This is a genomic window from Pseudomonas cremoricolorata, from assembly GCF_000759535.1.
Lineage (GTDB): Bacteria > Pseudomonadota > Gammaproteobacteria > Pseudomonadales > Pseudomonadaceae > Aquipseudomonas > Aquipseudomonas cremoricolorata_A.
In genome coordinates this window covers 305,673-327,009 of record NZ_CP009455.1, presented here as the reverse complement: position 1 = coordinate 327,009, position 21,337 = coordinate 305,673, and the positions used below count along the sequence as shown (strand labels likewise).

General features: G+C 64.2%; 20 protein-coding genes. 10 read left to right on the top strand and 10 right to left on the bottom strand.

What is annotated here, in order from left to right; genetic code table 11:
• Nucleotides 1-104: 104 nt before the first annotated feature.
• The 3 genes from LK03_RS01460 to LK03_RS01450 all read right to left on the bottom strand — a co-directional run bounded on the left by LK03_RS01460 (nt 105) and on the right by LK03_RS01450 (nt 3,816).
• Nucleotides 105-2,156, bottom strand: a complete 2,052-nt coding sequence (locus LK03_RS01460; RefSeq protein ID WP_038410772.1) for a putative bifunctional diguanylate cyclase/phosphodiesterase — start codon at nt 2,154-2,156, stop codon at nt 105-107.
• Nucleotides 2,157-2,427: 271 nt separating this feature from the next.
• A complete protein-coding gene (locus tag LK03_RS01455; protein ID WP_038410771.1) occupies nt 2,428-3,024 on the bottom strand; it encodes a superoxide dismutase in 597 nt (198 codons plus the stop codon).
• A 192-nt stretch (nt 3,025-3,216) separates the two neighbouring features.
• Entirely contained in the window at nt 3,217-3,816 is a 600-nt protein-coding gene (locus LK03_RS01450) for a LysE/ArgO family amino acid transporter (RefSeq protein ID WP_038410770.1), read from the bottom strand.
• 129 nt (nt 3,817-3,945) lie between these two features.
• Between LK03_RS01450 and LK03_RS01445 the strand changes: the two genes are divergently transcribed.
• The 3 genes from LK03_RS01445 (at nt 3,946) to LK03_RS01435 (ending at nt 6,799) form a co-directional block, all read left to right on the top strand.
• Complete coding sequence (locus tag LK03_RS01445; RefSeq protein WP_038410769.1) at nt 3,946-4,836, top strand: LysR family transcriptional regulator ArgP; 891 nt, start codon at nt 3,946-3,948, stop codon at nt 4,834-4,836.
• A 49-nt stretch (nt 4,837-4,885) separates the two neighbouring features.
• Complete coding sequence (locus LK03_RS01440) at nt 4,886-5,881, top strand: NAD-dependent epimerase/dehydratase family protein (RefSeq protein ID WP_038410768.1); 996 nt, start codon at nt 4,886-4,888, stop codon at nt 5,879-5,881.
• Between the two features lie 96 nt (nt 5,882-5,977).
• Nucleotides 5,978-6,799 (top strand): hypothetical protein, encoded by an 822-nt coding sequence (locus LK03_RS01435; protein ID WP_038410767.1) that lies wholly within the window; start codon nt 5,978-5,980, stop codon nt 6,797-6,799.
• Between the two features lie 150 nt (nt 6,800-6,949).
• Here LK03_RS01435 and LK03_RS01430 read toward each other — a convergent pair whose 3' ends face one another.
• Together LK03_RS01430 and LK03_RS01425 are read right to left on the bottom strand one after the other, a co-directional pair.
• Nucleotides 6,950-7,999, bottom strand: a complete 1,050-nt coding sequence (locus LK03_RS01430) for an alkene reductase (RefSeq protein WP_038410766.1) — start codon at nt 7,997-7,999, stop codon at nt 6,950-6,952.
• A 37-nt stretch (nt 8,000-8,036) separates the two neighbouring features.
• Nucleotides 8,037-8,339 (bottom strand): ArsR/SmtB family transcription factor, encoded by a 303-nt coding sequence (locus tag LK03_RS01425; protein ID WP_038410765.1) that lies wholly within the window; start codon nt 8,337-8,339, stop codon nt 8,037-8,039.
• A 141-nt stretch (nt 8,340-8,480) separates the two neighbouring features.
• On the opposite strand from LK03_RS01425, the gene LK03_RS01420 reads away from it, so the two are divergent.
• A complete protein-coding gene (locus LK03_RS01420; protein ID WP_038410764.1) occupies nt 8,481-9,059 on the top strand; it encodes an ACP phosphodiesterase in 579 nt (192 codons plus the stop codon).
• 6 nt (nt 9,060-9,065) lie between these two features.
• Here the strand turns inward: LK03_RS01420 and LK03_RS01415 are convergent, their stop codons facing one another.
• Nucleotides 9,066-9,854, bottom strand: a complete 789-nt coding sequence (locus tag LK03_RS01415; protein WP_038410763.1) for a lysophospholipid acyltransferase family protein — start codon at nt 9,852-9,854, stop codon at nt 9,066-9,068.
• On the bottom strand, nt 9,854-10,609 hold the full coding sequence (gene olsB / locus LK03_RS01410; RefSeq protein ID WP_038410762.1) for an L-ornithine N(alpha)-acyltransferase: 756 nt from the start codon (nt 10,607-10,609) through the stop codon (nt 9,854-9,856). Before olsB ends, LK03_RS01415 begins: the two co-directional genes overlap by 1 nt.
• Nucleotides 10,610-10,805: 196 nt before the next feature.
• On the opposite strand from olsB, the gene LK03_RS01405 reads away from it, so the two are divergent.
• Genes LK03_RS01405 through LK03_RS01390 form a run of 4 tightly spaced genes read left to right on the top strand, consistent with a single transcriptional unit; the run spans nt 10,806 to nt 13,993 of the window.
• On the top strand, nt 10,806-11,900 hold the full coding sequence (locus LK03_RS01405; RefSeq protein WP_038410761.1) for a serine hydrolase domain-containing protein: 1,095 nt from the start codon (nt 10,806-10,808) through the stop codon (nt 11,898-11,900).
• The gene (locus tag LK03_RS01400) at nt 11,897-12,205 is read left to right on the top strand and encodes a hypothetical protein (RefSeq protein ID WP_038410760.1); all 309 of its coding nucleotides are present in this window, start codon (nt 11,897-11,899) and stop codon (nt 12,203-12,205) included. Before LK03_RS01405 ends, LK03_RS01400 begins: the two co-directional genes overlap by 4 nt.
• Nucleotides 12,206-12,249: 44 nt before the next feature.
• Entirely contained in the window at nt 12,250-12,831 is a 582-nt protein-coding gene (locus LK03_RS01395) for a YceI family protein (RefSeq protein WP_038410759.1), read from the top strand.
• A 1-nt stretch (nt 12,832) separates the two neighbouring features.
• Complete coding sequence (locus LK03_RS01390) at nt 12,833-13,993, top strand: phospholipase D-like domain-containing protein (RefSeq protein ID WP_038410758.1); 1,161 nt, start codon at nt 12,833-12,835, stop codon at nt 13,991-13,993.
• Between the two features lie 9 nt (nt 13,994-14,002).
• Here the strand turns inward: LK03_RS01390 and LK03_RS01385 are convergent, their stop codons facing one another.
• A complete protein-coding gene (locus LK03_RS01385; protein WP_038410757.1) occupies nt 14,003-14,401 on the bottom strand; it encodes a nuclear transport factor 2 family protein in 399 nt (132 codons plus the stop codon).
• A gap of 115 nt (nt 14,402-14,516) precedes the next feature.
• Here LK03_RS01385 and LK03_RS01380 point away from each other — a divergent pair, with 115 nt between their 5' ends.
• Complete coding sequence (locus tag LK03_RS01380) at nt 14,517-15,107, top strand: GNAT family N-acetyltransferase (RefSeq protein ID WP_038410756.1); 591 nt, start codon at nt 14,517-14,519, stop codon at nt 15,105-15,107.
• On the top strand, nt 15,104-16,006 hold the full coding sequence (locus LK03_RS01375; RefSeq protein WP_038410755.1) for a carbon-nitrogen hydrolase family protein: 903 nt from the start codon (nt 15,104-15,106) through the stop codon (nt 16,004-16,006). Before LK03_RS01380 ends, LK03_RS01375 begins: the two co-directional genes overlap by 4 nt.
• On the opposite strand, the gene LK03_RS01370 is transcribed toward LK03_RS01375, so the two are convergent.
• Together LK03_RS01370 and LK03_RS01365 are read right to left on the bottom strand one after the other, a co-directional pair.
• The gene (locus LK03_RS01370; protein ID WP_081951526.1) at nt 15,987-18,500 is read right to left on the bottom strand and encodes an RHS repeat-associated core domain-containing protein; all 2,514 of its coding nucleotides are present in this window, start codon (nt 18,498-18,500) and stop codon (nt 15,987-15,989) included. The two genes, LK03_RS01375 and LK03_RS01370, sit on opposite strands and share 20 nt — an antisense overlap.
• A complete protein-coding gene (locus LK03_RS01365; protein WP_038410753.1) occupies nt 18,497-21,304 on the bottom strand; it encodes a hypothetical protein in 2,808 nt (935 codons plus the stop codon). Before LK03_RS01365 ends, LK03_RS01370 begins: the two co-directional genes overlap by 4 nt.
• Nucleotides 21,305-21,337 lie beyond the last annotated feature (33 nt).

The window sequence follows — 21,337 nt, the reverse complement described above, 5'->3', positions numbered from 1 at the left end:
GGTTGGACTGGTGTGCCGGAGCACGCGAAAACGCAACATCATGCGAAAGATTTGCATTCTCTGTAAAGGGCCGTCATGTAATTGCTGGTAATGGCACCGTGCGGTCAGTGCAACGCTTCGCTGTTGCGCTGTGCCTGGCGCAGGAATGCGGTCAGCTCGCGGGCGGGCAGCGGTTTGCTGTAGTGGTAACCCTGCCCCTCATGGCAGCCCTGGGCGATGATGTAGGCCTCCTGCTCGGCGCTCTCGACGCCTTCGGCGATGACCTGCATGCCCAGGCTCTTGCCCAGTTGGATAATGGCGCGAACGATGGTGGCATCGTCGTCATCGTCGAGCAGGTCCTGGACGAAGCTCTTGTCGATCTTGATCTTGTCCAGCGGCAGCGACTTGAGATAACTGAGCGACGAATAGCCGGTGCCGAAATCATCGATGGCGATCATCGCCCCCGACCTGCGCAAGCTGAGCAGGTGCTGGGCGGCGGTGCTGATGTCTTCCATCAGGCCGGTTTCGGTGACTTCCAGTTCCAGGCTGCGCGGCGGTAGCCGGTAGATCTGCAACAGGTTGTAGACCACCCTCGGCAACTCGTTGTGGTGCAACTGCACCGTAGAAAGGTTGACCGCCATGCGCAGTTGGCTGAAGCCCTGGTCGTGCCATTCGCGCAGTTGCTTGCAGGCCTGATCGAGCACCCACTCGCCGATGGCGATGATGCTGCCGTTCTGTTCGGCCAGGGGAATGAACTGGTCCGGTGGCACCAGGCCCAGCTCGGGATGCTGCCAGCGCAGCAGGGCTTCGACGCCCACCACCTGCTGGTCCAGGTAGCTGATCTGCGGCTGATAGACCAGAAACAGCTGGTTGCGCGGCAGGGCTTCGCGCAGGTCTTTTTCCATCTCGCGGCGCCTGCGCATCTCGCTGTCGACGCTGGCGATGTAGAACTGATAGCGGTTGCGCGAACGGGTCTTGGCCAGGGTCATGGTCTGCTCGGCCTTCTGCAGCAGCTTCTCGGTGCTGTCGCCATCTTCCGGAAACAGTGTGATACCCACCGTTGCGCGCAGGCGAATCAGTTGGTGGTCGAGGTCGAAGGGTTGTTCGAGATCGTCGAGGATGCTCTGCGCCAGTTCTGCGGCTTCATAGGGTTGCTCGATGTTGGCCTGGACCAAGGCGAACTGATCGCCACCCAGCCGTGCCAGGGCGCCGAGCCGACCGCTGTGGGCGCGCAGGCGATCGGCCAGGGCCAGCAGCAACTGGTCGCCGACCTGGTAGCTGAACTGTTCGTTGATGCCCTTGAAGTCATCCAGGCCGACGCACAGCACCGCCACGCGGTGTTGCAGGCGGCCGCCATCGATCAGGATCTTGTCCAGTTGCGCTTGCAGCTGCTGGCGATTGGGCAGGCCGGTGAGGAAATCGTACTGGGCCATGCGTTGCAGGCTGTTTTCCGCCTCATGGCGCAGGTGGGTGTTGCGTTCGATGGAGGCCAGCAACTGGTTTGCGGTGTTGACCCAGATCCCCAGTTCATTCTTTTCATGGCCCTTGAGTTGTGGAATCTGATGCTGGCTGGGGCGGTCGGGGTTGATCTGGGTGAGGTGCTCGATGATGCGCGACAGCGGCTTGGTCAGCAGCCAGTGGTAGACCAGGTACAGCACCAGGCCCATGGCCAGGGCGCGCAGCACGCCGGCGATGAAGATGATCACCGCATTGACCAGAAAGGTTTCGCCATAAGAGGCGGTGTCGAGGGTGATGTTGAGGTCGCCGTAGTATTCGCTGTACGGGCCGCGGCCGACCAGGGGCGTGGAAAAGGTGCGTTCCTGGTCGAGAATCAGGTCGGTCAGCCAGCGCATCGACATGTCCTGCAAGGGGCGGTTCTTTTCCGCCAGCAGGGTTTCGTTGGGATGGCCAATGGAGGCCATGCGCACCGACTGGTCCTGGAACAGCCCCTCCATCACCTGCATGCCCATTTCCCGGTCCAGGCTATAGACCGCCTGGGTGGAAGGGTCGCGGAACATGTCGAGGATTCGCTGGGCATCGCTGCTGACCGCCTGGCGCGTCTTGTAGGCGTCATAGATGATCTGCGCGCAGCTCAGGACGACGCCCACGGCCAGTGCCGAGAGCAGTACCACCCGCAGCAGCTTCACCGTCAGGCTGTGCCGAAATTCCAGCTTCAAAGAGGGTTTCCTTAATCCATACGCCCGGCAGCATTCTGCCAGCAACCTGGGCAATGCACTATTGGCCAGATGCCATGCCCGTTCCAGTGATCCTTGGCCGATCTACCGCACTGTATCGGTAGGGCGGCGGGGGTACTTGAATGCGTCTTCACTGTCGCTCGACGCTTATAGCGTAGTGGCGTCCCGTCAGTCGGCAACTTGCCGGTCTCCGGCCATGGGCGAAAAAAAACCCGGCGCTGGCCGGGTTTCATGTGCAAGGCGGCTGAGATGATCAGGCCTTGAACGGGGTGCCTTCGAACTGCTGGGCAACGAAGTCCCAGTTGACCACGTTCCAGAACGCCTCGACGTATTTCGGACGCACGTTGCGGTAGTCGATGTAGTAGGCGTGTTCCCAGACGTCGCAGGTGAGCAGCGGGGTGTCGCCTGCGGTCAGTGGGCAGCCGGCGCCGATGGTGCTGGCCAGGGCCAGGGAACCGTCAGCCTTCTTCACCAGCCAGCCCCAGCCGGAGCCGAAGGTGCCGACGCTGGTCTTGGTGAACTCTTCCTTGAACTTGGCGAACGAGCCGAAGGCTGCGTTGATGGCCTCGGCCAGGGCACCGGTCGGCTCGCCGCCGCCGTTTGGCGACAGGCATTCCCAGTAGAAGGAGTGGTTCCAGATCTGCGCGGCGTTGTTGAACACGCCGCCCGAGGAGGTCTTGATGATTTCTTCGAGGGTCTTGCCTTCGAATTCGGTGCCCGGGATCAGGTTGTTCAGGTTCACGACATAGGTGTTGTGGTGTTTGTCGTGGTGGAACTCCAGGGTTTCCTTGGAGATGTGCGGTGCCAGCGCATCGTGGGCGTAAGGCAGCGGCGGCAATTCAAAAGCCATGGTTGATTCTCCTCATACAGGTCTGGGTTGCGGTGTACGCAAGGCCGATCACGGGCGGCCCGATCGCGTCGGTGGGTCTTTACCCTTTGCGACGCAAGAGGCCGATCATAGCACCGGCCCCTACGCTTAACCACGCAACAAGTATAGGGATTAGAGGTTCCCAGGCACTTGCCTGACCACGACCGGTGGCGCTCAGTTGACGATCAATTGCGCTGCCACCGCAAACATCATCAGCGCCACCATCAGATCGAGCAGGCGCCAGGTCGCCGGGCGCGCCAACCACGGCGCCAGCCACGCCGCGCCCAGCGCCAGGGTCGAGAACCACAGCAGCGAGGCACTGGCGGCGCCGGCCACGTAGGCGCCGGGCATGGGCTGCTGCGCGCCGAGCGAACCGATCAGCAGCACCGTGTCGAGGTACACGTGGGGGTTGAGCAGCGTGACCGCCAGGGCACTGAGCAGTACCGCGCGGCGTGAGCGCGTGCCCTGGCCCTGTTGGCGTTGCAGGCTTTGCGTCGAGCAGGCACTGCGCAGCGCCTTGACGCCATACCACAGCAGAAACGCTGCACCGCCCCAGCGTGCCACCGCCATCAGGGTCGGGCTGTTGGCCAGCACCGTGGCCAGACCGAATACGCCGGCTGCGACCAGCAGGGCGTCGCAGACGATGCACAGTACCGCCACCGGTAGATGGTGTTCACGGCGCAGGCTTTGCGCAAGGACGAAGGCGTTCTGTGCGCCGATGGCGACGATCAGGCCCAGGGCGACCAGTATGCCGTTGAAGTAGCTTTGCCACATGGCGGGGGTGTCTCCAGTCAGGCGGGCAAGCCGGTTGCAGCCGATTGCCAGGGAAAGAATGCTGGCGAGTGTGACGACCGACCCTGTATAAGCAAAACAAATAATCCTGATCACTCATTAGGAAAATCGATGTTCGACTACAAATTGCTCGCGGCCTTGGCTGCGGTCATCGAGCAAGCTGGCTTCGAGCGCGCTGCGCAGGTATTGGGGCTCTCGCAATCGGCGGTGTCGCAGCGCATCAAGCTGCTCGAGGCGCGGGTTGGCCAGCCGGTGCTGGTTCGCGCCACGCCGCCGGTGCCGACCGAGGTGGGCCGGCAGTTGCTCAACCACGTGCAGCAGGTGCGCCTGCTTGAACGCGATGTGCAACGCCAGGTGCCGGCGCTGGATGAGCCGGGGCTGCCTGAGCGACTGCGCATCGCCCTGAATGCCGACAGCCTGGCCACCTGGTGGGCGCAGGCGGTAGGTCCGTTCAGCGCCGAGCAGCAGGTGCTGTTCGATCTGGTAGTGGAGGACCAGGACGTCGGCCTCAAGCGTATGCAAGGCGGGGAAGTGGCGGCATGCCTGTGCAGCAGCGAGCGCCCGGTAGCCGGTGCGCGCAGTCTGGCCCTGGGGGCGATGCGCTACCGTGCGCTGGCCAGCCCGGCGTTCATGGCCCGGCATTTTGCCGGTGGCTTTGCGTTGCAGCGGCTGGTACGCACGCCGGGTATCGTCTTTGGCCCCGACGATTACCTGCAGCACCGCTACCTCGCTTCGCTGGGCATCGAGGAAGGTTTCCTGCATCACTTGTGCCCGTCTTCCGAGGGCTTCGTGCGCATGCTCGAGGCCGGCATGGGCTGGGGCCTGGTGCCAGAGTTGCAGGCCAGTGAGCAGTTGCGCAGTGGCGCTTTGGTGGAAATCTGTGCCGATACGCCCGTGGACGTGCCGTTGTACTGGCATCATTGGCGCAACGGCGGGCAACTGCTCACGCAACTGACCGAACACCTGCGGCGCACGGCCTCGCTCTGGCTGGTGCCCTGGTAGACGCGGGCAGCGTCAGTTGCATCTGAAATCTGGCAAGGCGGGGTCTTACATGCGAATTCTGGTCACGGGCGCGAGCGGCTTCATTGGTGGGCGCTTCGCCCGCTTCGCCCTCGATCAAGGCCTGGAGGTGCGAATCAACGCACGTCGTGGCGAGGCGGTCGAGCATCTGGTCAAGCGTGGCGCGCAGTTCATTCCGGGCGATCTGGCCGATGCCGAGCTGGCCCGTCGACTGTGTCAGGGCATGGACTCGGTCGTTCATTGCGCCGGTGCGGTGGGCACCTGGGGGCGCTATCAGGATTTCTACCAGGGCAACGTAGTGCTCACCGAGAACATCGTCGAGGGCTGCCTGAAGGAGCACGTGCGGCGTCTGGTACACCTGTCGTCGGCGTCGATCTACTTCACAGGTCGCTCGCGTACCGAGATCACCGAGCAGAAGGTGCCGCGGCGCTTCCACGACCATTACGCGGCCACCCGACACCTGGCCGAGCAAAAGGTCTTCGGCGCTGGCGAGTTCGGTCTGGAGGTGCTGGCGTTGCGTCCGCGAATGGTCGTTGGCGCCGGGGATCGCCACCTGTTGCCGCGTTTGCTGGCGCAGCAGGCCAAGGGGCGTCTGGCGATCATCGGCAATGGCCTGAACAAGGCTGATTTCACCAGCGTGCACAACCTCAACGAGGCGCTGCTCGGCGCGCTGTTCGCCGACGACCAGGCACTGAATCAGGCCTACAACATCAGCAACGGCCAGCCGCTGCCGCTGTGGGATGTACTCAACTACGCGTTGCGCCAGGTACAGATGCCACAGGTCACCCGCTATCGCTCGACGAGCGCCGCCTACACCTGGGCTGCGCTGAACGAGGCGGCGTGCCTGCTTTGGCCTGGGCGCCCGCAGCCACGCAGCAGCCGCACGGCGGTGCAGACGCTCAGCCGCGACTTCACCCTCGACATCAGCCGCGCCCGGCAACTGCTCGACTACCGTCCAGGCGTGAGCCTGTGGAGCGCGCTGGATGAGTTCTGCCACTGGTGGCAGGGCCAGCGCCCGCAGTCCTGAACCGCCTGGGCAACGCCTGCGACAGACATTCATCAGCCGGCCAGGCAAGCGGTTTATACTCTCGCCTCCCAGCTCCTACCGTGGTTGAACTTCCCCATGCGCAACGATGACCGTGACGACTTCGACAATGTACCGACCCTGCGCGCCGGTACCCGCGATGACGACGAACTGCTGCCTGCCCATGTCAGCCGCACCCGGCAGAACGCCGCCAAACCGGCGTCTACCGGCGCGCTGTGGGCCTTGCTCGGTGCCGCCTTCATCGCCTTGGGCGGGTTGGGTTGGTGGAGCGTGCAGCAGATTTCCCTGCTTGAGCAGCAACTGGTGGCCACCCAGGAGTCGTTCGCGCGCATCAGTGAAGAAGCCGCAGGGCGGTTGCAGGCGATCAGTGGCAAGGTGGCGGCCAGCGAGTCGAGCGTGAGCACCGGTTCCGAGGCGTTGAAGCTGCAGATTCGTCAGTTGCAGGCCAGCCTCGCCGAGCAGGACAAACAGCAGCAAGGGGTGGCCGGGCAGGCCGGTGATCTGGGCAAGCGCCTGGAGCAGGTGCTGGCCGACACCCGTCAGCAACAGCAGGCCGTCACTGAGTTGCAGGGCCAGCTACAGGCGCAGCTCAAGGCAGTGAACGCTGAGCTGGCAGCGCTCAAATCAGGCCAGCTCGATGGCGGCAAACTCGAAGGGCAGCTCAAGAGCCTGAGCAGCGATGTCGCGGCGCTCAAGCAGAACAATCCGCGCGCGGCCATCGAAAGCCTGGAACAGGACGTGCTGGTGCTCAAGAGCCAGGCCGACAAGGCGCCGGCGGCCAACACCGCGGGCGCCTCGGTGCAGGAATTCGACGCCTTCCGCGGACAGACCACCCGCACCCTCAATACCCTGCAAAGCCAGGTGCAGAACCTGCAACAGCAGATCAATGCGCGGCCTTGAGAATATGAGGGGGTGTGGGGCCGGCTATGCCGGCCATCGCGGCTAAAGCCGCTCCTACAGACAAAATTGTAGGAGCAGGTTCACCCGCGAATGGCCGGCGCAGCGATGGAGCCGTTTCAGGCTGCCGCCATTGCCGGACTGCCGCCCTCGTTACAGCCGCGGATAATCGATATAACCCGCCGCACCGTGGCTGTAGAAGGTGTTGGAGTCGGCCTCGTTCAGCGGCGCATCGTCGCGCAGCCGCGCGGGCAGGTCAGGGTTGGCGATGAACGGCACGCCGAAGGCCACGGCATCGGCGGTGCCGGCGGCGATGGCAGCGTTGGCACTGGCCTTGTCGAAGCTTTCGTTGACGATGTAGACACCGCCGAAGGCCTGCTTCAGACGCGGCGCCAGGCTGTCGGCCGCTTCGTGTTCACGGGCGCAGATATAGGCGATACCGCGCTTGCCCAGCTCACTGGCGACGTAGGTGAAGGTTTCCGCCAGGTTGGCATCACCCATGTCGTGCAGGTCAGCGCGTGGCGACAGGTGCATGCCGACACGCCCGGCGCCCCACACTTCGATCACCGCATCGGTCACTTCCAGCAGCAAGCGCGCGCGGTTTTCCAGCGAACCGCCATAGGCGTCGGTGCGCTGGTTGGTGCTGCTCTGCAGGAACTGATCGAGCAAATAACCGTTCGCACCGTGGATTTCCACCCCGTCGAAGCCTGCCGCCTTGGCATTCTCGGCACCGGCGCGATAGGCCTCGACGATGTCGGCGATTTCTTCGCTGGCCAGTGCCCGGGGCGTCGGATAGTCGACTTTCGGACGAACCAGGCTGACATGCCCGGCCGGCTGGATGGCACTGGGCGCCACCGGCGCTTCGCCGTTCAGGTACAGCGAGTGGGAAATGCGCCCCACGTGCCACAGCTGTAGGGCTATGCGCCCGCCGGCAGCGTGTACGGCGCTGGTGACGTTGGTCCAGCCGCGTACCTGTTCGCTGCTCCAGATGCCTGGGGTTTGCGGGTAGCCGACGCCCATCGGCGTCACCGAGGTCGCTTCGCTGAGAATCAGCCCGGCGCTGGCGCGTTGCACGTAGTACTCGGCCATCAGCGCGTTGGGCACGCGGCCTTCATCGGCGCGGCAGCGGGTCAGCGGGGCCATGATGATGCGGTTGGGCAGCTCGAGGTCGCCCAGGGTGATTGGATCGAACAGCGTGGTCATAGGGTTACCTTAAGGGGTGAGTCGAGGAGGAATACCGTCACAGCTCTTCGCTCATCTGCGTGAGGAAGGCCTGGATGGTGGCTTCGTTGCGTTGGAAAAAGTGCCATTGGCCGATCTTCTGGCTGCTCACCAGGCCGGCGCGTTGCAAGGTCGCCAGATGCGCCGAGACGGTCGACTGCGACAGCCCGCAGCGCTGGTCGATCTGCCCGGCGCAGACCCCGTGCTCGGTGCTATGGTACTGGTCGGGAAACTCCACGGCAGGGTCTTTGAGCCAGTGCAGGATGTCGCGGCGCACGGGGTGAGACAGGGCTTTGATGATTTCGTCGAGGTCGAGGGGCATGGGCTTGGCAACGCATGGCTGAATATCGGGTTAGAACGAAATATAGATCGTTGGTTTCCGATATGGAAAGACCGTATGGCGCTAGGTTCAGTTAATTTCGCTATATCGGGTTATAACGATACGCGTGCTAGACTCGCCCGCATGAATTATCTGGCTCACCTACATCTGGGCGGCGATCAGCCCCAGCAACTGCTCGGCAGCCTGTATGGCGACTTCGTCAAGGGCAGTCTGGAAGGGCGGTTCCCGCCTGCCGTCGAGGCGGCCATTCGCCTGCATCGGCGCATCGACAGCTTCACCGACCAGCACCCGCGGGTGCTGACCGCGCTGGCGCGCTTTCCCCGTGAGCGTCGGCGCTTTGCCGGCATTGCCCTCGACGTTTTTTTCGATCATTGCCTGGCCCGTCACTGGCGCGACTATGCCGATGCGCCGCTGGCCGACTTCACCCAACGCTTCTACCGTGTGCTGCTCGCCGAGCCGGCCTTGCCGGAGCGTCTGGCGCGCATGGCACCGTTCATGGCGGCGGACGACTGGCTGGGCAGCTATGCCGATTTCGCTGTGCTCGAGGAGGTGTACGACGGCATCGCCCGACGCCTGTCGCGGCCCGAAGGGCTGCGCGGCGTCATGGCTGAGGTCGAGGCGCTGTATGAGCCGCTGCTGGAAGACTTTCGCCGCTTCTACCCGCAGTTGCAGGCGTTCGCTGCGCAAGCGCAACCTGCCTGATGCGGCTCAGGCGGCCTGGGCCCGCGGCGCTGGGGTGACGGCGCTGGGCGCGGCGCCGAACAGCGCCAGGTACACCGCCTGCTGGGCTTGCAGCGCCAGTACCGCGCGCTCCATGCCATGGCTTTCGATCGGTTCGAGCAGATGAATGCGCACCTGCCCGCGGGGCAGGGCGAACAACCGCAGCAGGTGCGACAGCAGATCGTCGTCGCCCACGAACGGCGCCAGTCGATCGGCCTCGCCACCACGCCGGTACTCGATGGCCACCGGTTGCACCGGCGTGCCGCTGTCGATGGCGCCGGCCAGCAGGCGGCCGTGGAAGGTGCGCAGCTCGCGGCCGTCGGTGGTGGTGCCCTCGGGGAAAATCAACAGCGGCTGCGCGCTGCGCAACTGCTCAGCGATCTGCCCGCGCAGGCGCTGGGCATCACCACCGCCGCGGCGAATGAACAAGGTGCCGGCCTTTTCCGCCAGCCAGCCAGCCAAGGGCCAGTGGCGCACCTCGGCCTTGGACAAGAACGACAGCGGCGTGAGCATGCCCAGCAGTGGGATGTCCGTCCAGGACACATGGTTGCTCAGCCAGAGCATCGGCCGTTGCGGCAGCGTGCCGATCACCTCGACCTGAAACGGCAGGGCCGCCACCAGGTGCCGCATGAAGCGCCGGCTCCAGCGCTGGCGGCGCTGCAGCGAAGGCTTGAGGCCGAGGCGCTCGGCGGCGGCCATGGCACTGGCCATGCCGATGCCCAGGCCGAGCACCGCCAGCAGCCGCGCCAGACGCGCGGTCACCCGCAGACGGCGCATCACACCGCAGCCTTGAAGTGGCGGGCGTAGCGTGGGCAGAGTTGGTCGCGCTTGAGCAGGATGAACACGTCGGCGACCTGGAAGTCTTCGTCCCAGCACGGCTCGCCGCAGATCTTCGCGCCCAGGCGCATGTAGGCCTTGAGCAGCGGCGGCAGTTCGGCAGTGATGTTGCTCGGCAGGGCCAGGCTGGGCAGCGGGTTCTTCGGTTCGGCGCGCAGGTGCTGGTTGCACAGGTAGCGTTCGCGCAGGCGCTGCATTACCGCATGGGCTTGCACCCCGCCATCCTGCATGGGAATGCTGGCGCAGCCCATCAGGTAGCTGTAGCCACCCTCGTTGAGCACCTCGGCCAGTTCGCTCCACAACACCGCGATGGTGCCACCATTGCGGTAGGCCGGGTCGACGCAGGTGCGCCCCAGTTCGAGGATCGGCCCTTGCAACTGCCCAAGGCCGTGCAAGCTGAATTCTTCTTCGCTGTAGAAGCGCCCCAGGCTGCTGGCGGCCTGATGGTCGAGCAGGCGGGTGGTGGCGACCAGCTTGCCGGTGTTGAGGTCGCGCACACCGATATGGCGGCAGTGGATGTCGTAGTCGTCCGTGTCCAGGCCCTGTTCGGCGCCGTTCAGACGCGCCTGGAATTCGCTGCTGAAAACGGTGTAGCGCAGCGCCTGGGCTTCCTCCAGGGCGGCGGGGCCAACCAGGCGTTCGGCGTGCAGACGGCGTTCGGTGCAGGTGTCGCCAGAGCGAGCGATCCGAGTCATTACGAGTCTCCATGTGCCAGCCTTGGAAGCGGGCAGGGCGGCTTGTTGTAGGCAAGCTCAGGCTAGGCAGGGCCAATGTCACGCCCATGAAGCTTTGGTGATGCTTGCGTGACACTCGGCAAGGCGTGCTGATGGGCGAGTTGTCATCAAGTGGCGGCATGCTGCGAGCAGGATTGGACGAGCAGGTGAAGCCCGCATGGTCAGGCTGTTGCAAGGGGTGGGATTGATGCTGCTGTGTGCCTGCGCCGCAGCGCAGGAGGTGTGGCCGGTGCCCGACTGGCAGCGCGCAGACAATGCCTTGAACTGGCAGGCGCTGGACGACTATGCCTTTCCCGCGCAGGCGGCATCTGGCCGGGCAGGGGTGCGCAGCGATGCGCTGCTGGTGATCCGCGATGGCCGCATCGTTTATGAGCGCTATCGCTCACCGACCACCGCAGCCACCGCCCACCTGACCTGGTCGGTGAGCAAGAGCGTGCTGGCGACAGTGCTAGGGGTGGCGTACGGGCAGCAGCGCTTTGCGCTTACCGACTCTGCCCACCGCTATTACTCGGCGCTGCACCAGCATGCCGGCATTCGTTTGATCGACCTGCTGCACTGGGCCAGTGGCCTGGACTGGCAGGAAGACTACGAATATGCCCCGCTCAACTCCTCGGTGGTCGCCATGCTCTATACCCGTGGCCGCCAGGACATGGCCGGCTACACCGCCGCGCGTCCGGCCGCGGCAGCGCCGGGAACGCGCTTTCTCTACTCCAGCGGCGACAGCAACCTGCTGGCCGCGGCCCTGCGCGGCATGCTGCCTGAGCAGGACGCCGGTCGCTTCGCCCGGCAGGCACTGTTCGATCCGTTAGGTATCGGCAGTGCGGTCTGGGAACGGGATGCTGCCGGCACCCTGGTCGGCTCTTCCTACCTCTACCTCAGCGCCCGTGACCTGGCGCGCATCGGCCTGTTGCTGCTGCGCGACGGGCGTTGGCAAGACCAGCAATTGCTACCCAAGGCCTGGGTCGACTTCAACCGCGCGCCGTTCGCGCTGGCCCAGGCCGAGGCCGCGCCGGGCGAGCCGATCGCCGGTGGCCACTGGTGGCTCAACCAGCCGGCTGCCGGGCGTGCTCGGCCCTGGCCGGACGCGCCGGCCGACACCTACGCGGCGCTGGGGCACTGGGGGCAGGCGCTGTACGTGGTGCCCAGCGAGCGATTGCTGATCGTGCGCTACGGCGATGATCGCGGTGCCAGCTTCAGCCACAACGCCTTGCTGGCACGGGTGCTGGCGGTGCTGGTCGAGGAGGCGCGATGAAGCGCTGGCTGTTGTTCGCGACGCTGCTGTTGATCGCTGGCGCTGCTCTGTGGGTGTGGAATACCCGCCAGGCGCTGGCTGACTTCCCCGACATCCTGCCCGCCTACTCGGCCAAGGAATACTGTTCCTGCCGTTTCGTCATGGGCTTTGACACTGCCTATTGCCGTGGTTATGTCGAGCAGTACCTGCCGCTCGATAGCCTCGAAGAAGACACCGCGCGGCAGTTGGTCAGCGCACGCGGGTTGGGGCGTCGCCAGCAGGCGGCCGTGCAGGGGCCGGGCGAGGGCTGTCGCTTGCTGCCGTGAAAGCCTGCGGGTAAGGTTGGCGATCTTGTTTCGCGAGATTTCCCATGTTCACGTTGCCCCGCCTGCTGCCCGCGCTGTTGCTCCTGCTGTGCCTGCCCGCCCATGCCAACTGGCATCTGGATGGCGAGTCGTCGCGTCTGTCGTTCGTCACCGGCAAGAATGGTGATGAGGTCGATGTGCACCGCTTCCTGGTGCTGCATGGCTCGGTCGATACCAAGGGCGCAGCCGGGTTGAGCATCGAAATGGATTCGGTCAGCAGCGGCACACCGTTGCTCGATGAGCGCATGCGCGAGCGCTTGTTCGAGGTGCGCAACTTCCCCGATGCGACCATCAAGGCGCAGATCGACCTGCGCCCGATCAACGACCTGGCCAATGGTGCCCAGGTCGAGCTACGTCTGCCGGTGACAGTCACTCTGCACGGCAAGTCGCAGCGCTACCAGGCGCAACTGCTGGCCACGCGCCTGGATGAACGGCGTTTCCAGGTGGTCACCCTCGAACCGCTGCTGCTGCGCGCCGAGGATTTCGACCTGCTACCGGGCCTGGAAACCCTGCGTAATGTCGCCAAACTCAAGACCATCAACCCGTCGGTGCCGGTCAATGCGGTGCTGATCTTCACGGCGCGCTGAAATGGCCGGGCCGGTTTTTCCCTGGCGTGAAGGCAACCAGTTCGAACTGCTGATCGACGGCCCGGCGTTCTTTCCGCGCATGTTGCTGGCCATCGTGCGCGCCGAACTCAAGGTCGACCTGGAGCTATACCTGGTCGAGGCCGGGGCCTGCGCCGATGCGGTGGTCGAGGCGCTGGAGCAGGCCGCGCAGCGCGGCGTGCAGGTGCGCTGTCTGTTCGACGACTACGGCTCGCAAGCCTTCGGCCGGCCGCTGCGCGAGCGTCTGCTCAATGCTGGCGTCGAGTTGCGCTGGTACAACCGCATCCACTGGCGACGCGGCCTGCGCAACCTGTACCGCGACCACCGCAAACTGCTGCTGGTGGACGAGCGCCTGGCGGTGGTCGGCGGCACCGGGGTCACCGATGAATTCTGGGTGCCGCAGGACGACTTCAGCCAATGGCATGAAGTGATGGTGGCCATCGAAGGGCCGCTGGTGAGCGACTGGCAATTGCTTTTCGACCGCCAGTGGCACGCCAACCAGCAGCGCACCGCCTGGCGCCCGCCCAAGGATTTCGACGGGCTGGCGCGGGTGCCTAACCAGCCAGCGCAAGGCCAGGGGCTGGGCCGGGTGGCCTACGCCGACGCCCGCCAGCACCGCGACATCCTGCGCTCACTGGTGCGCGCACTGAATGCCGGCGAGCGGCGCATCTGGCTGGCGACGCCGTACTTTCTGCCCACCTGGAGCGTGCGCCGCTCGTTGCGCCGCGCCGCCCAGAAGGGCGTCGATGTACGCCTGCTGCTCACCGGGCCGCGCACCGACCACGCAGCGGTGCGCTATGCCGGGCACCGCTACTACCCACGGCTGCTGCGCGCCGGGGTGAAGATCTTCGAATACCAGCCGCGTTTCCTGCACCTGAAGATGGTGCTGGTGGATGACTGGGTCAGCGTCGGCTCCTGCAACTTCGACCACTGGAACCTGCGCTTCAACCTGGAAGCCAATCTGGAAAGCCTCGACCCGGTGCTCACCGCTGAGGTGGCCGCCAGCTTCGACCGCGATTTCGCCCTGAGCGAGGAAGTCGACCTTGCCAGCTGGCGCGCGCGGCCACTGTGGCGGCGGGTCAAGCAGCGCCTGTGGGGCTGGCTCGACCGGATCGTGGCGAACCTGCTTGACCGCCGTGCCTGAGGCCGGCCTTCAGGCGACCTGCTCGATCCAGTCGTTGAGGTTGTAGTAGTTGGTCACCCGGGCGATCTTGCCGCAGTGAATGTAGAAGAACGCGCCGGCCGGCAGCACGTAGGTCTGGCCGTCGGCTGCTGGCAGGCCTTCGTCATTGGCCAGGTACTCGCCATGCACGGTGAATTCGGCAGCCGCGCGATTGCCCTCGGCGTTCTGCATGACCACGATGTCGGCCAGACGCTCACGGTAGCAGCGGTTCATTTTCTCCATGAAGCTGGCGAACTTGGCTTTGCCCATCTGCCGTTCGCCCTGGTTGATGTCGTGAATCACATCTTCGCTGAGCAGCGCGAGAAAGCCGGGCATGTCGCCGGCGTTGAAGGCGGCGTAGTAGGCCTGGACGAGTTCGGTAGCGGTCATGGCAAAGTTCCTGTCGTGTAGGGGCAAGGGATCGACGTTGGCCGGATGATAGGGTTTCCCCTCAGGCCCGGCTTAGCCGAGCGCGTCATCCACATCGACAAAACGACCTCTTCGCATGGAAATCCGCCTGTTGCACGGCGCTGCGATCGCGCCCTACATCGATGACCTCGCTCGCCTGCGCTTGACGGTGTTTCGCGAGTTCCCCTACCTCTACGACGGCTCGCTGGACTACGAGGCCGATTATCTGGCCGCCTATGCCCGCTCCGGGCGCAGCCTGCTGGTGCTGGCGCTGGACGACGGCAAGGTGGTCGGTGCCTCGACCGGTCTGCCGCTGGTCGACCAGGTGCCGGAGTTCCAGCAGCCGTTCCTCGATCAGGGCCGCGACCCCAACGCGGTGTACTACTTCGGCGAGTCGCTGGTGCTGCCCGAGTACCGCAACCAGGGCCTGGGCGTGCGCTTTTTCATCGAGCGCGAGTCGTACGCACACAAGCTGGCCGAGTTCGACTACTGCGCCTTCTGCGCCGTGGAGCGGCCCTCCGGCCACCCACTGCGCCCCGCCGATTACAAGCCACTGCAAGGCTTCTGGCGCAACCGAGGGTTTCTTCACGAACCGTCGCTGCGCACCCGCTATGCCTGGCGCGATCTGGATGAGGTCGAGGAGTCGGACAAGATCATGTCGTTCTGGCTCAAGGCCCTGCCGGTATGATTCGCCTGGCGGCCTGTCAATACGCCATCGAATTGCTGGAAACCTGGGACGCCTACGCCGAGCATCTGCAGGCGCTGTGCGCCGAGGCGGTGCACGGCGGGGCGCAATTGCTGCTGTTGCCCGAATACGCCGGACTGGTGCTCAGCGGCCAGTTGCCCGCTGCGCAGCGCGGTGATCTGCATGGCTCGATCAGCGGCATCCAGCCGCTGATTCCACGCTGGCTGGCGCTGTGTGAAGGCATTGCCCGCGAGCATGGAGTGTACCTGCAACCGGGCAGCCTGCCGGTGCTCGACAGCGATGGGCGCTACCGCAACCGCGCCTGGTTGTTCGGGCCGCAAGGGATGCTGGGCCACCAGGACAAACTGATGATGACCCGCTTCGAGAAAGAGCAGTGGGACATCAGCGCCGGCAGCGGGCTGAAGGTGTTCGACACGGCACTCGGCCGGCTCGGCATTCTGATCTGCTACGACAACGAATTTCCCCTGCTTGCCCGGCGCCTGGCCGAACAAGGCGCCGACCTGATTCTGGCGCCCAGTTGCACCGACACCGAGGCCGGTTACCACCGCGTGCGCATCGGCGCTCAGGCGCGGGCGCTGGAGAACCAGATCGCCGTGTTGCAAAGCCCGACCGTGGGGCTGGCGCCGTGGTCACCGGCGCTGGATGTGAACATCGGTCGGGCGGGGTTGTTCGTGCCGCCGGATTATGGGTTTCCTGCCAATGGGATCATGGCCGAGGGTGTCGATTTGAGCGCTTCGGGCAGTCATTGGTTAGTCTGTGCGCTGGACATTGACGCCTTGTTATCTGTCCGGGAGCGGGGTCAGGTGCATATCCGCAAGGACTGGCCTGGCCAGTTTTCCCAAAGCCAATACTCAGACCCCGTCACACATGATGAACTCTGAACTTGGGAGAGAAGTAGCGTGACGCCGCGAATCTTCCCATTTTGGGACGCCGCATCAGGATTTCTGTGAACGTTCTGGGTATTTCTTCCATAGGTAGGTTGAGTAACCCCGAGGCGTTGCGCAATGAGCCTGAGTTGCTGGGGTGGTTGACCCAGATCGCTTGTTTATAAGCAGTCACTGGGCGTCCAGTGACGTTGGCCACACGCTGAGCCGCACCTGATTCAGCAGCGTGGCAGGCCAACAATACGAATGGCTCGCCGTCTGCACGACCACTTGCGTTCAGCCAGGCTTGAGCTTCGTATCCCACCTTCTCGGCACGCGACATCATTCCCTTTGAATCCATCAGCATCCCAGTGGCGGAGCCGTGGGTTTCAAATGCAGATACACCTTGGCCCAGCCAATCGGGATGGAAGACAACTTCCGGACTTCCTCTTACAGTCCTGTGCAGAACGACAGGGGAAGAGCTTTTTTGTGGAGCCATAGGCGCATTTGTAGTACCAGAGGCCTGCCCTGCGAGCGAGCCTGAGCCAGGCTTTGCGGCCCGCCCAGCCAGTTTCTGACTACCCCTGCCGACTCTGCGGCTCAGGGTCGCCATCTTCGATGCGGCCTTCGGCGCCATCTCCAGCCCACTGCCCAACAGGCCTGTGCCCAACGAAATCCAACCCAGAATACTGGCCGCCTTGGAATCCTTGTCTACCGCTTCCAGTACGGTGGAGGCGATCCCGGTGCCCAGTGACACAGCGCCCAATGTGGCGGCGCCCATGGCCATCGCGCCGCTGGCGGTCAGGGCCGAAATGCCGCCGGCATACACTGCTGCGAACGCGGGTGCTGCCGCACCGAAGGTCGCCACGGTCGCCACCACGCCCAGGGCCAGGCCCACGCCGGCGATGACCCAGGTCCACCAGCTGTGACCATCCGGGTCGATACGATTCACCGGATCGCCTGCGCAATAAGCGTAAGCATTCAGGCCTCCCCGACTGAACGGGCTGGTGCTGTCCGGTGCGAGGAAGATCATCAGCAGTGGATCGTATGGGCGGTAGCCGCTGGGAATGTACCAGCCGGTCAGCGGCTCACGACGCTCACCGGCGAATCCGAACTGCATGTCATCGAGCGGTGGTGCGTCGTGCTCAGCGCCGTGAGCGGTGTAGCGGCGCGCACGTAGCTGTCGCTCGGCTTCGACGCGCACGCTGCCTTGCGCATCGCAACCATAGAGCGTGACGTTGCCCTGGCGCACGCCGTCCCGCAGCCGCTCAAGTCCCAGCAACTGACCGCCATCACCGAGCGGACGAAGGGTCTGGGCGCCGCGTTGCTCATGGGTCAACTGTCCGGCGCTGAAGAACCCACGTGCCAGCGTCCCGTCCACCGTGCGGTCGCACAGGTTGCCACTGGGATCGTAACCATAGCGGCACGTCTGGCCGCGATACTCGACCTGAGTCACCCGATCCTGCGCGTCCCATTGCAATGTGCGGCCGAGGCTGTCGCTTTCCAGGCGACCGCAGGCGTCGTAGTTCAGGCGAATCGATGTCGGCCAGGTTGCGTGGGTATGGCCGATAGCGCTGACCTGGCAGGGGTCGAGCGGGTTGTCATAGGTATAGGTAGCGCGGTCTTCGCTGCCGTCGGCGAAGGTGCTGACGATTTGCTCGTAGCCGTCGAGTGCGTTGAGGGAGAACACCTGCCTGACGACCCGATTACCGAAAGGATCGGTAGGCGCGATCGCAGCATCGGCGGTGTACACGCTCAAACGGCCCAGCAGGTCATAGCGGAAGGTTTCCTGGCCGGTATGAACATCATCCTGCCAGTGTCGCGTGCTGACCTGATCCAGGTCGGTGTAGGTCAGTGTTTGTACCGAGGTCTGCGTGTTGCCATCGACGATGGCAGTGAAACGACGGCGGTGTTCACGGCCCTGATCGTCGTAGTCGATGGCCTGCACCACGCTGCGGCCGCCAACCTGATCGAGCGTGGTGTACGTGCAGGGGCGAGAAAACTCGTCGTAGGTGATGTCGTAGCGGATCTCGCCCACCACGGTCTGGTACAGCCGGCCATGGGCATCGTAGGCGCGGCGATGCTCTACACCGTCGGCATCGACATAACTGAGCAATTGGCCGCCCAGGCTGTACTGCCAGAGCGTTACATGCTCTGCGCCGTCGATCTGCCAAGTGTCGCTCTTGGGCTGCCCGCTGGCCGTGTAGGTCGCAAGCGCGGTGCCCAGTGTGCCTTCGCTGCGTTGCACCATGCCCAGTTTGGCGTGGTAGCTGAACTGGTTGGCCGGCTCCCCGGCTGGCAGAATGGCTGCGACGGCGTTGTGCAGCTCCGCGATGTAGCTGAAGTCGATCCGCTTACCGTTGGCCAGGGTATTGGCGCAGGGAGGTAGTTGTGCCGGCTGATAGTGGTAGGCGGTGACGCGACCCCCGGCCTCTACGGTCAGTTGCCGGCCCAGGCCGTCGAAGGTCTGTCTGCCGAGGGTGGAATGGGTCATGGTCGATGGGGACGTCATGGCTGTTCTCCGATGCTCACGGCTGCGCAAATCGATTCGGGGTGGTCGCCGTCACTGTGCGCGGCGTAGGTGAACGCGACCGTGCGTACATGGGCTCGGTCCTGTTCGGTGAAGTGCTGATGGCGCTTGCAGATGCGCCCGTAGTGGTCGTATTCGAAACGCGTGATTTGCGCCGCCCCACCGCGCGGAGTGACGCGCTGTTCGATGAGCCGATCGAGGCCGTCGCGCAGGGAATCTTGGGTGCGTACGCTGCGTCCCTGGGAGTCGTAGAACACGCTCTGAACGGGGCTGCCTGCGACATTCAGGATGGTGAGTTGCCTGGCCGACAGGGCGCCGCCTGGGCTTTGCTGCCAATGCTCGATGCAGCGTTGGGACGGATCATTGCGGGTGTGCGTGACCACGCCGGTTGGGGCCGTCTGGCGACAGACGTTGCCCCAGTCGTCGTAGTCGTTGGTCTGCGTGAGGCTGAACAGCAGATCGCCCTCGGGCGACCAGTCCTGGGAGCGTTGTTCAATCATCCGTCCCCAGGCGTCGTAGCGGATACGCTCGATGTCGAGGAACACGCCTGGTCGGTGATCGAGGTCTTCGAGTTGCATCAGCACCAGGCGACCGCTGCCGTCGAGCCAGGAACGTTTGCGCTGGCCGGTAGCGTCAGTTTCTTCCAGCGCCACATGCACTTCGAGTTCATCGCCCAGGCGTGGGGCGTGCTCGGCGACGAACCCATCGTCCACGTGATACGCGCAGGTTCGGGCTGTTTCGTAGTCGGTGCCGTTGGCGATCACCGTACGCACTGCCCGTCCCAGCGCATCGTAGGCATACACCGTCTGGCTGCCATCGGCACTGGTTTCGGAGTGAGTCAGCCCGGTGATGAGCGAGCGCGTGTCTGCGCTGACCGACCGGCTCACCTCGGTATTCTCGAAGCCATCGATCTGTGTGCGGGTCTCGAGCAGCGCAGGCGCCCCAGGTGCGCGCACCACGCGGTAGTCGTAGCGGGTGGTGGTGGTCAGGCCGTTCAAGGTGCTCAGCACCAGCCGTTGTCGGCCGTAGTGGGTCTTGTCCTGCCGTTCGTAGGTTTGCGAGGTGCTTTCCAAAACCGTGTCGCGGCGCACATCCACCAGTTCTTCCAGGCAGACCACCGCATGATCCATATCGCCGTCGATCAACGACGCCAGCGCCTCGTATTCATAGCGTGTGCGCAGAACCGGCGCATCACCGGGGCAACCCGGCGCGGGATACACCGTCCTTGACTTGAGATACCGCACCATCCCCGAGGCGTCGGCGGGACAACCCATCAGATCGCCGGAGGCAGGATAGTAATCGTTGACCTCGATCACTCCAGTAGGGAAGGAGGTTTGCAGGGTGTTGCCGAACACATCGTAGGTGTAGGAGATTTCCTCACTGCAGCGGCTGCCTACCGCGTGATCGATGTAGGTGGTGCAGTTGAGGTGAGGTAACTGGCATTGAGGCGGTTGCACCAGCCAAGGTTGGTCGTAATCGACGCCATACACCGTCTCCTGGAGGATTTCGCAATCGCCGCTGACGGTGACCTCGCGAATTTGCAGGTGATGTCGGTCCCAGGTCCGAGTGATGGTGGTGCTGGGTGCGACGCCCTGTTGCCTGAGCTCAGCCAGTAGGGCATCGAGATCGTTCCGCGCACCCTGTTCGGTGTTTCGTTCACTGAGCTGAAACGCCTGGAGTAGCGCCAGGTCGCCAGCACTCTGGTACTCGATGCACTGGTATTCATAGCGTGTGCCGAGCCGATACAGCGAGTCACGGCCCTGCTCCCAATTGAAACCTTGCGGGCTTGCACCACCCAGATAGTTGTTCGAACCGACCCATCCGTAGGTTCGCAGCAACGCTGGTGCGCCAGGGCCGTCGGTGTGCAGCCAGCTCGTCACACGGGGCATGTAGGCGATTGGCGCGTTGTTGGGCAGACGGTGAGACGCTTCGAGGGTCTGGCTCCAGTTGACGCGGTCGGTTGCCCCAAGTGGCCCGGAAACCTGTGTAGGCAAACGCAGACGCTGATTGCCTACCGCCTGATCGAGGTAGCCGAATGTGAATGGGGCATGGATTTCCGGGACAACCAAGCGCGTCAATTCCTGATTGCTCAGGATGAACTGAAACTGTGACGGCTCGGAAGAGTCCGGCTCCAGGGTCAGGACACGCTGCTGCCTGTCGTAGCGCGCCAGTGTTCGCTGCCCGTCGCGTACTGTCTGCAGGTGCAGAACATCATTGGCGCGCGCCCAGTCGAAATGCAGGCTACGACCTTCGGGGCTGCGCAGTTCGTGCAACACGTACTGGCTACCGCTGCGTCCGACGCGACGCAAGAATTCCGCTTCGCCAGTCTTGTGCAGGATGCGAAAACCCACCTCCCCGGCAGGGTCGTTGTCAGTCCACAGGCTGACTTGCATGGCTTTGAGCTTGTAATCGTGAAAGGCCAACTGGCCGCCTGGGCCGAGATCGGAATTGGCCAGATCCACCGAGAACTGCTCGCCCGAGGACAGGCGAAGGGTCCAGAGGTTCTGTACCAGGGTCAGCTGGGTGTAGCGCAGCGACCAACCCAGGCCAAAGCCCTCGTCCTGCTGCGAGGCCATGGCGCTGTAGCCCAGGGCAAACGACCAGGTTGGACCGGCCAGGTCGTTGGCTTCGCCCAACGGCAGGTTGATGCTCAGATTGAACTGGCCGGTGCGGGGGTCGACGCTCGACTGCACAGCGTGCAGGAAGTTGTGCCCCTGGGTATGGATACTGCTCGCGTTGAGCGGCGCGGGTGACTGCGCGGGGTCGTGCGGAAATGACGGGGACATGCTATGCGGTCTCTATCCGTTGATGAGTCCGCC

Excerpts from the sequence above, each read along its gene's own strand:
- LK03_RS01455 (WP_038410771.1), bottom strand. The coding sequence starts at position 3,024 with ATGGCTTTTGAATTGCCGCCGCTGCCTTACGCCCACGATGCGCTGGCA.
- LK03_RS01450 (WP_038410770.1), bottom strand. The coding sequence starts at position 3,816 with ATGTGGCAAAGCTACTTCAACGGCATACTGGTCGCCCTGGGCCTGATC.
- LK03_RS01445 (WP_038410769.1), top strand. The coding sequence starts at position 3,946 with ATGTTCGACTACAAATTGCTCGCGGCCTTGGCTGCGGTCATCGAGCAA.
- LK03_RS01440 (WP_038410768.1), top strand. The coding sequence starts at position 4,886 with ATGCGAATTCTGGTCACGGGCGCGAGCGGCTTCATTGGTGGGCGCTTC.
- LK03_RS01435 (WP_038410767.1), top strand. The coding sequence starts at position 5,978 with ATGCGCAACGATGACCGTGACGACTTCGACAATGTACCGACCCTGCGC.
- LK03_RS01430 (WP_038410766.1), bottom strand. The coding sequence starts at position 7,999 with ATGACCACGCTGTTCGATCCAATCACCCTGGGCGACCTCGAGCTGCCC.
- LK03_RS01425 (WP_038410765.1), bottom strand. The coding sequence starts at position 8,339 with ATGCCCCTCGACCTCGACGAAATCATCAAAGCCCTGTCTCACCCCGTG.
- LK03_RS01420 (WP_038410764.1), top strand. The coding sequence starts at position 8,481 with ATGAATTATCTGGCTCACCTACATCTGGGCGGCGATCAGCCCCAGCAA.
- LK03_RS01415 (WP_038410763.1), bottom strand. The coding sequence starts at position 9,854 with ATGCGCCGTCTGCGGGTGACCGCGCGTCTGGCGCGGCTGCTGGCGGTG.
- olsB (WP_038410762.1), bottom strand. The coding sequence starts at position 10,609 with ATGACTCGGATCGCTCGCTCTGGCGACACCTGCACCGAACGCCGTCTG.
- LK03_RS01405 (WP_038410761.1), top strand. The coding sequence starts at position 10,806 with ATGGTCAGGCTGTTGCAAGGGGTGGGATTGATGCTGCTGTGTGCCTGC.
- LK03_RS01400 (WP_038410760.1), top strand. The coding sequence starts at position 11,897 with ATGAAGCGCTGGCTGTTGTTCGCGACGCTGCTGTTGATCGCTGGCGCT.
- LK03_RS01395 (WP_038410759.1), top strand. The coding sequence starts at position 12,250 with ATGTTCACGTTGCCCCGCCTGCTGCCCGCGCTGTTGCTCCTGCTGTGC.
- LK03_RS01390 (WP_038410758.1), top strand. The coding sequence starts at position 12,833 with ATGGCCGGGCCGGTTTTTCCCTGGCGTGAAGGCAACCAGTTCGAACTG.
- LK03_RS01385 (WP_038410757.1), bottom strand. The coding sequence starts at position 14,401 with ATGACCGCTACCGAACTCGTCCAGGCCTACTACGCCGCCTTCAACGCC.
- LK03_RS01380 (WP_038410756.1), top strand. The coding sequence starts at position 14,517 with ATGGAAATCCGCCTGTTGCACGGCGCTGCGATCGCGCCCTACATCGAT.
- LK03_RS01375 (WP_038410755.1), top strand. The coding sequence starts at position 15,104 with ATGATTCGCCTGGCGGCCTGTCAATACGCCATCGAATTGCTGGAAACC.
- LK03_RS01370 (WP_081951526.1), bottom strand. The coding sequence starts at position 18,500 with ATGACGTCCCCATCGACCATGACCCATTCCACCCTCGGCAGACAGACC.
- LK03_RS01365 (WP_038410753.1), bottom strand. The coding sequence starts at position 21,304 with ATGTCCCCGTCATTTCCGCACGACCCCGCGCAGTCACCCGCGCCGCTC.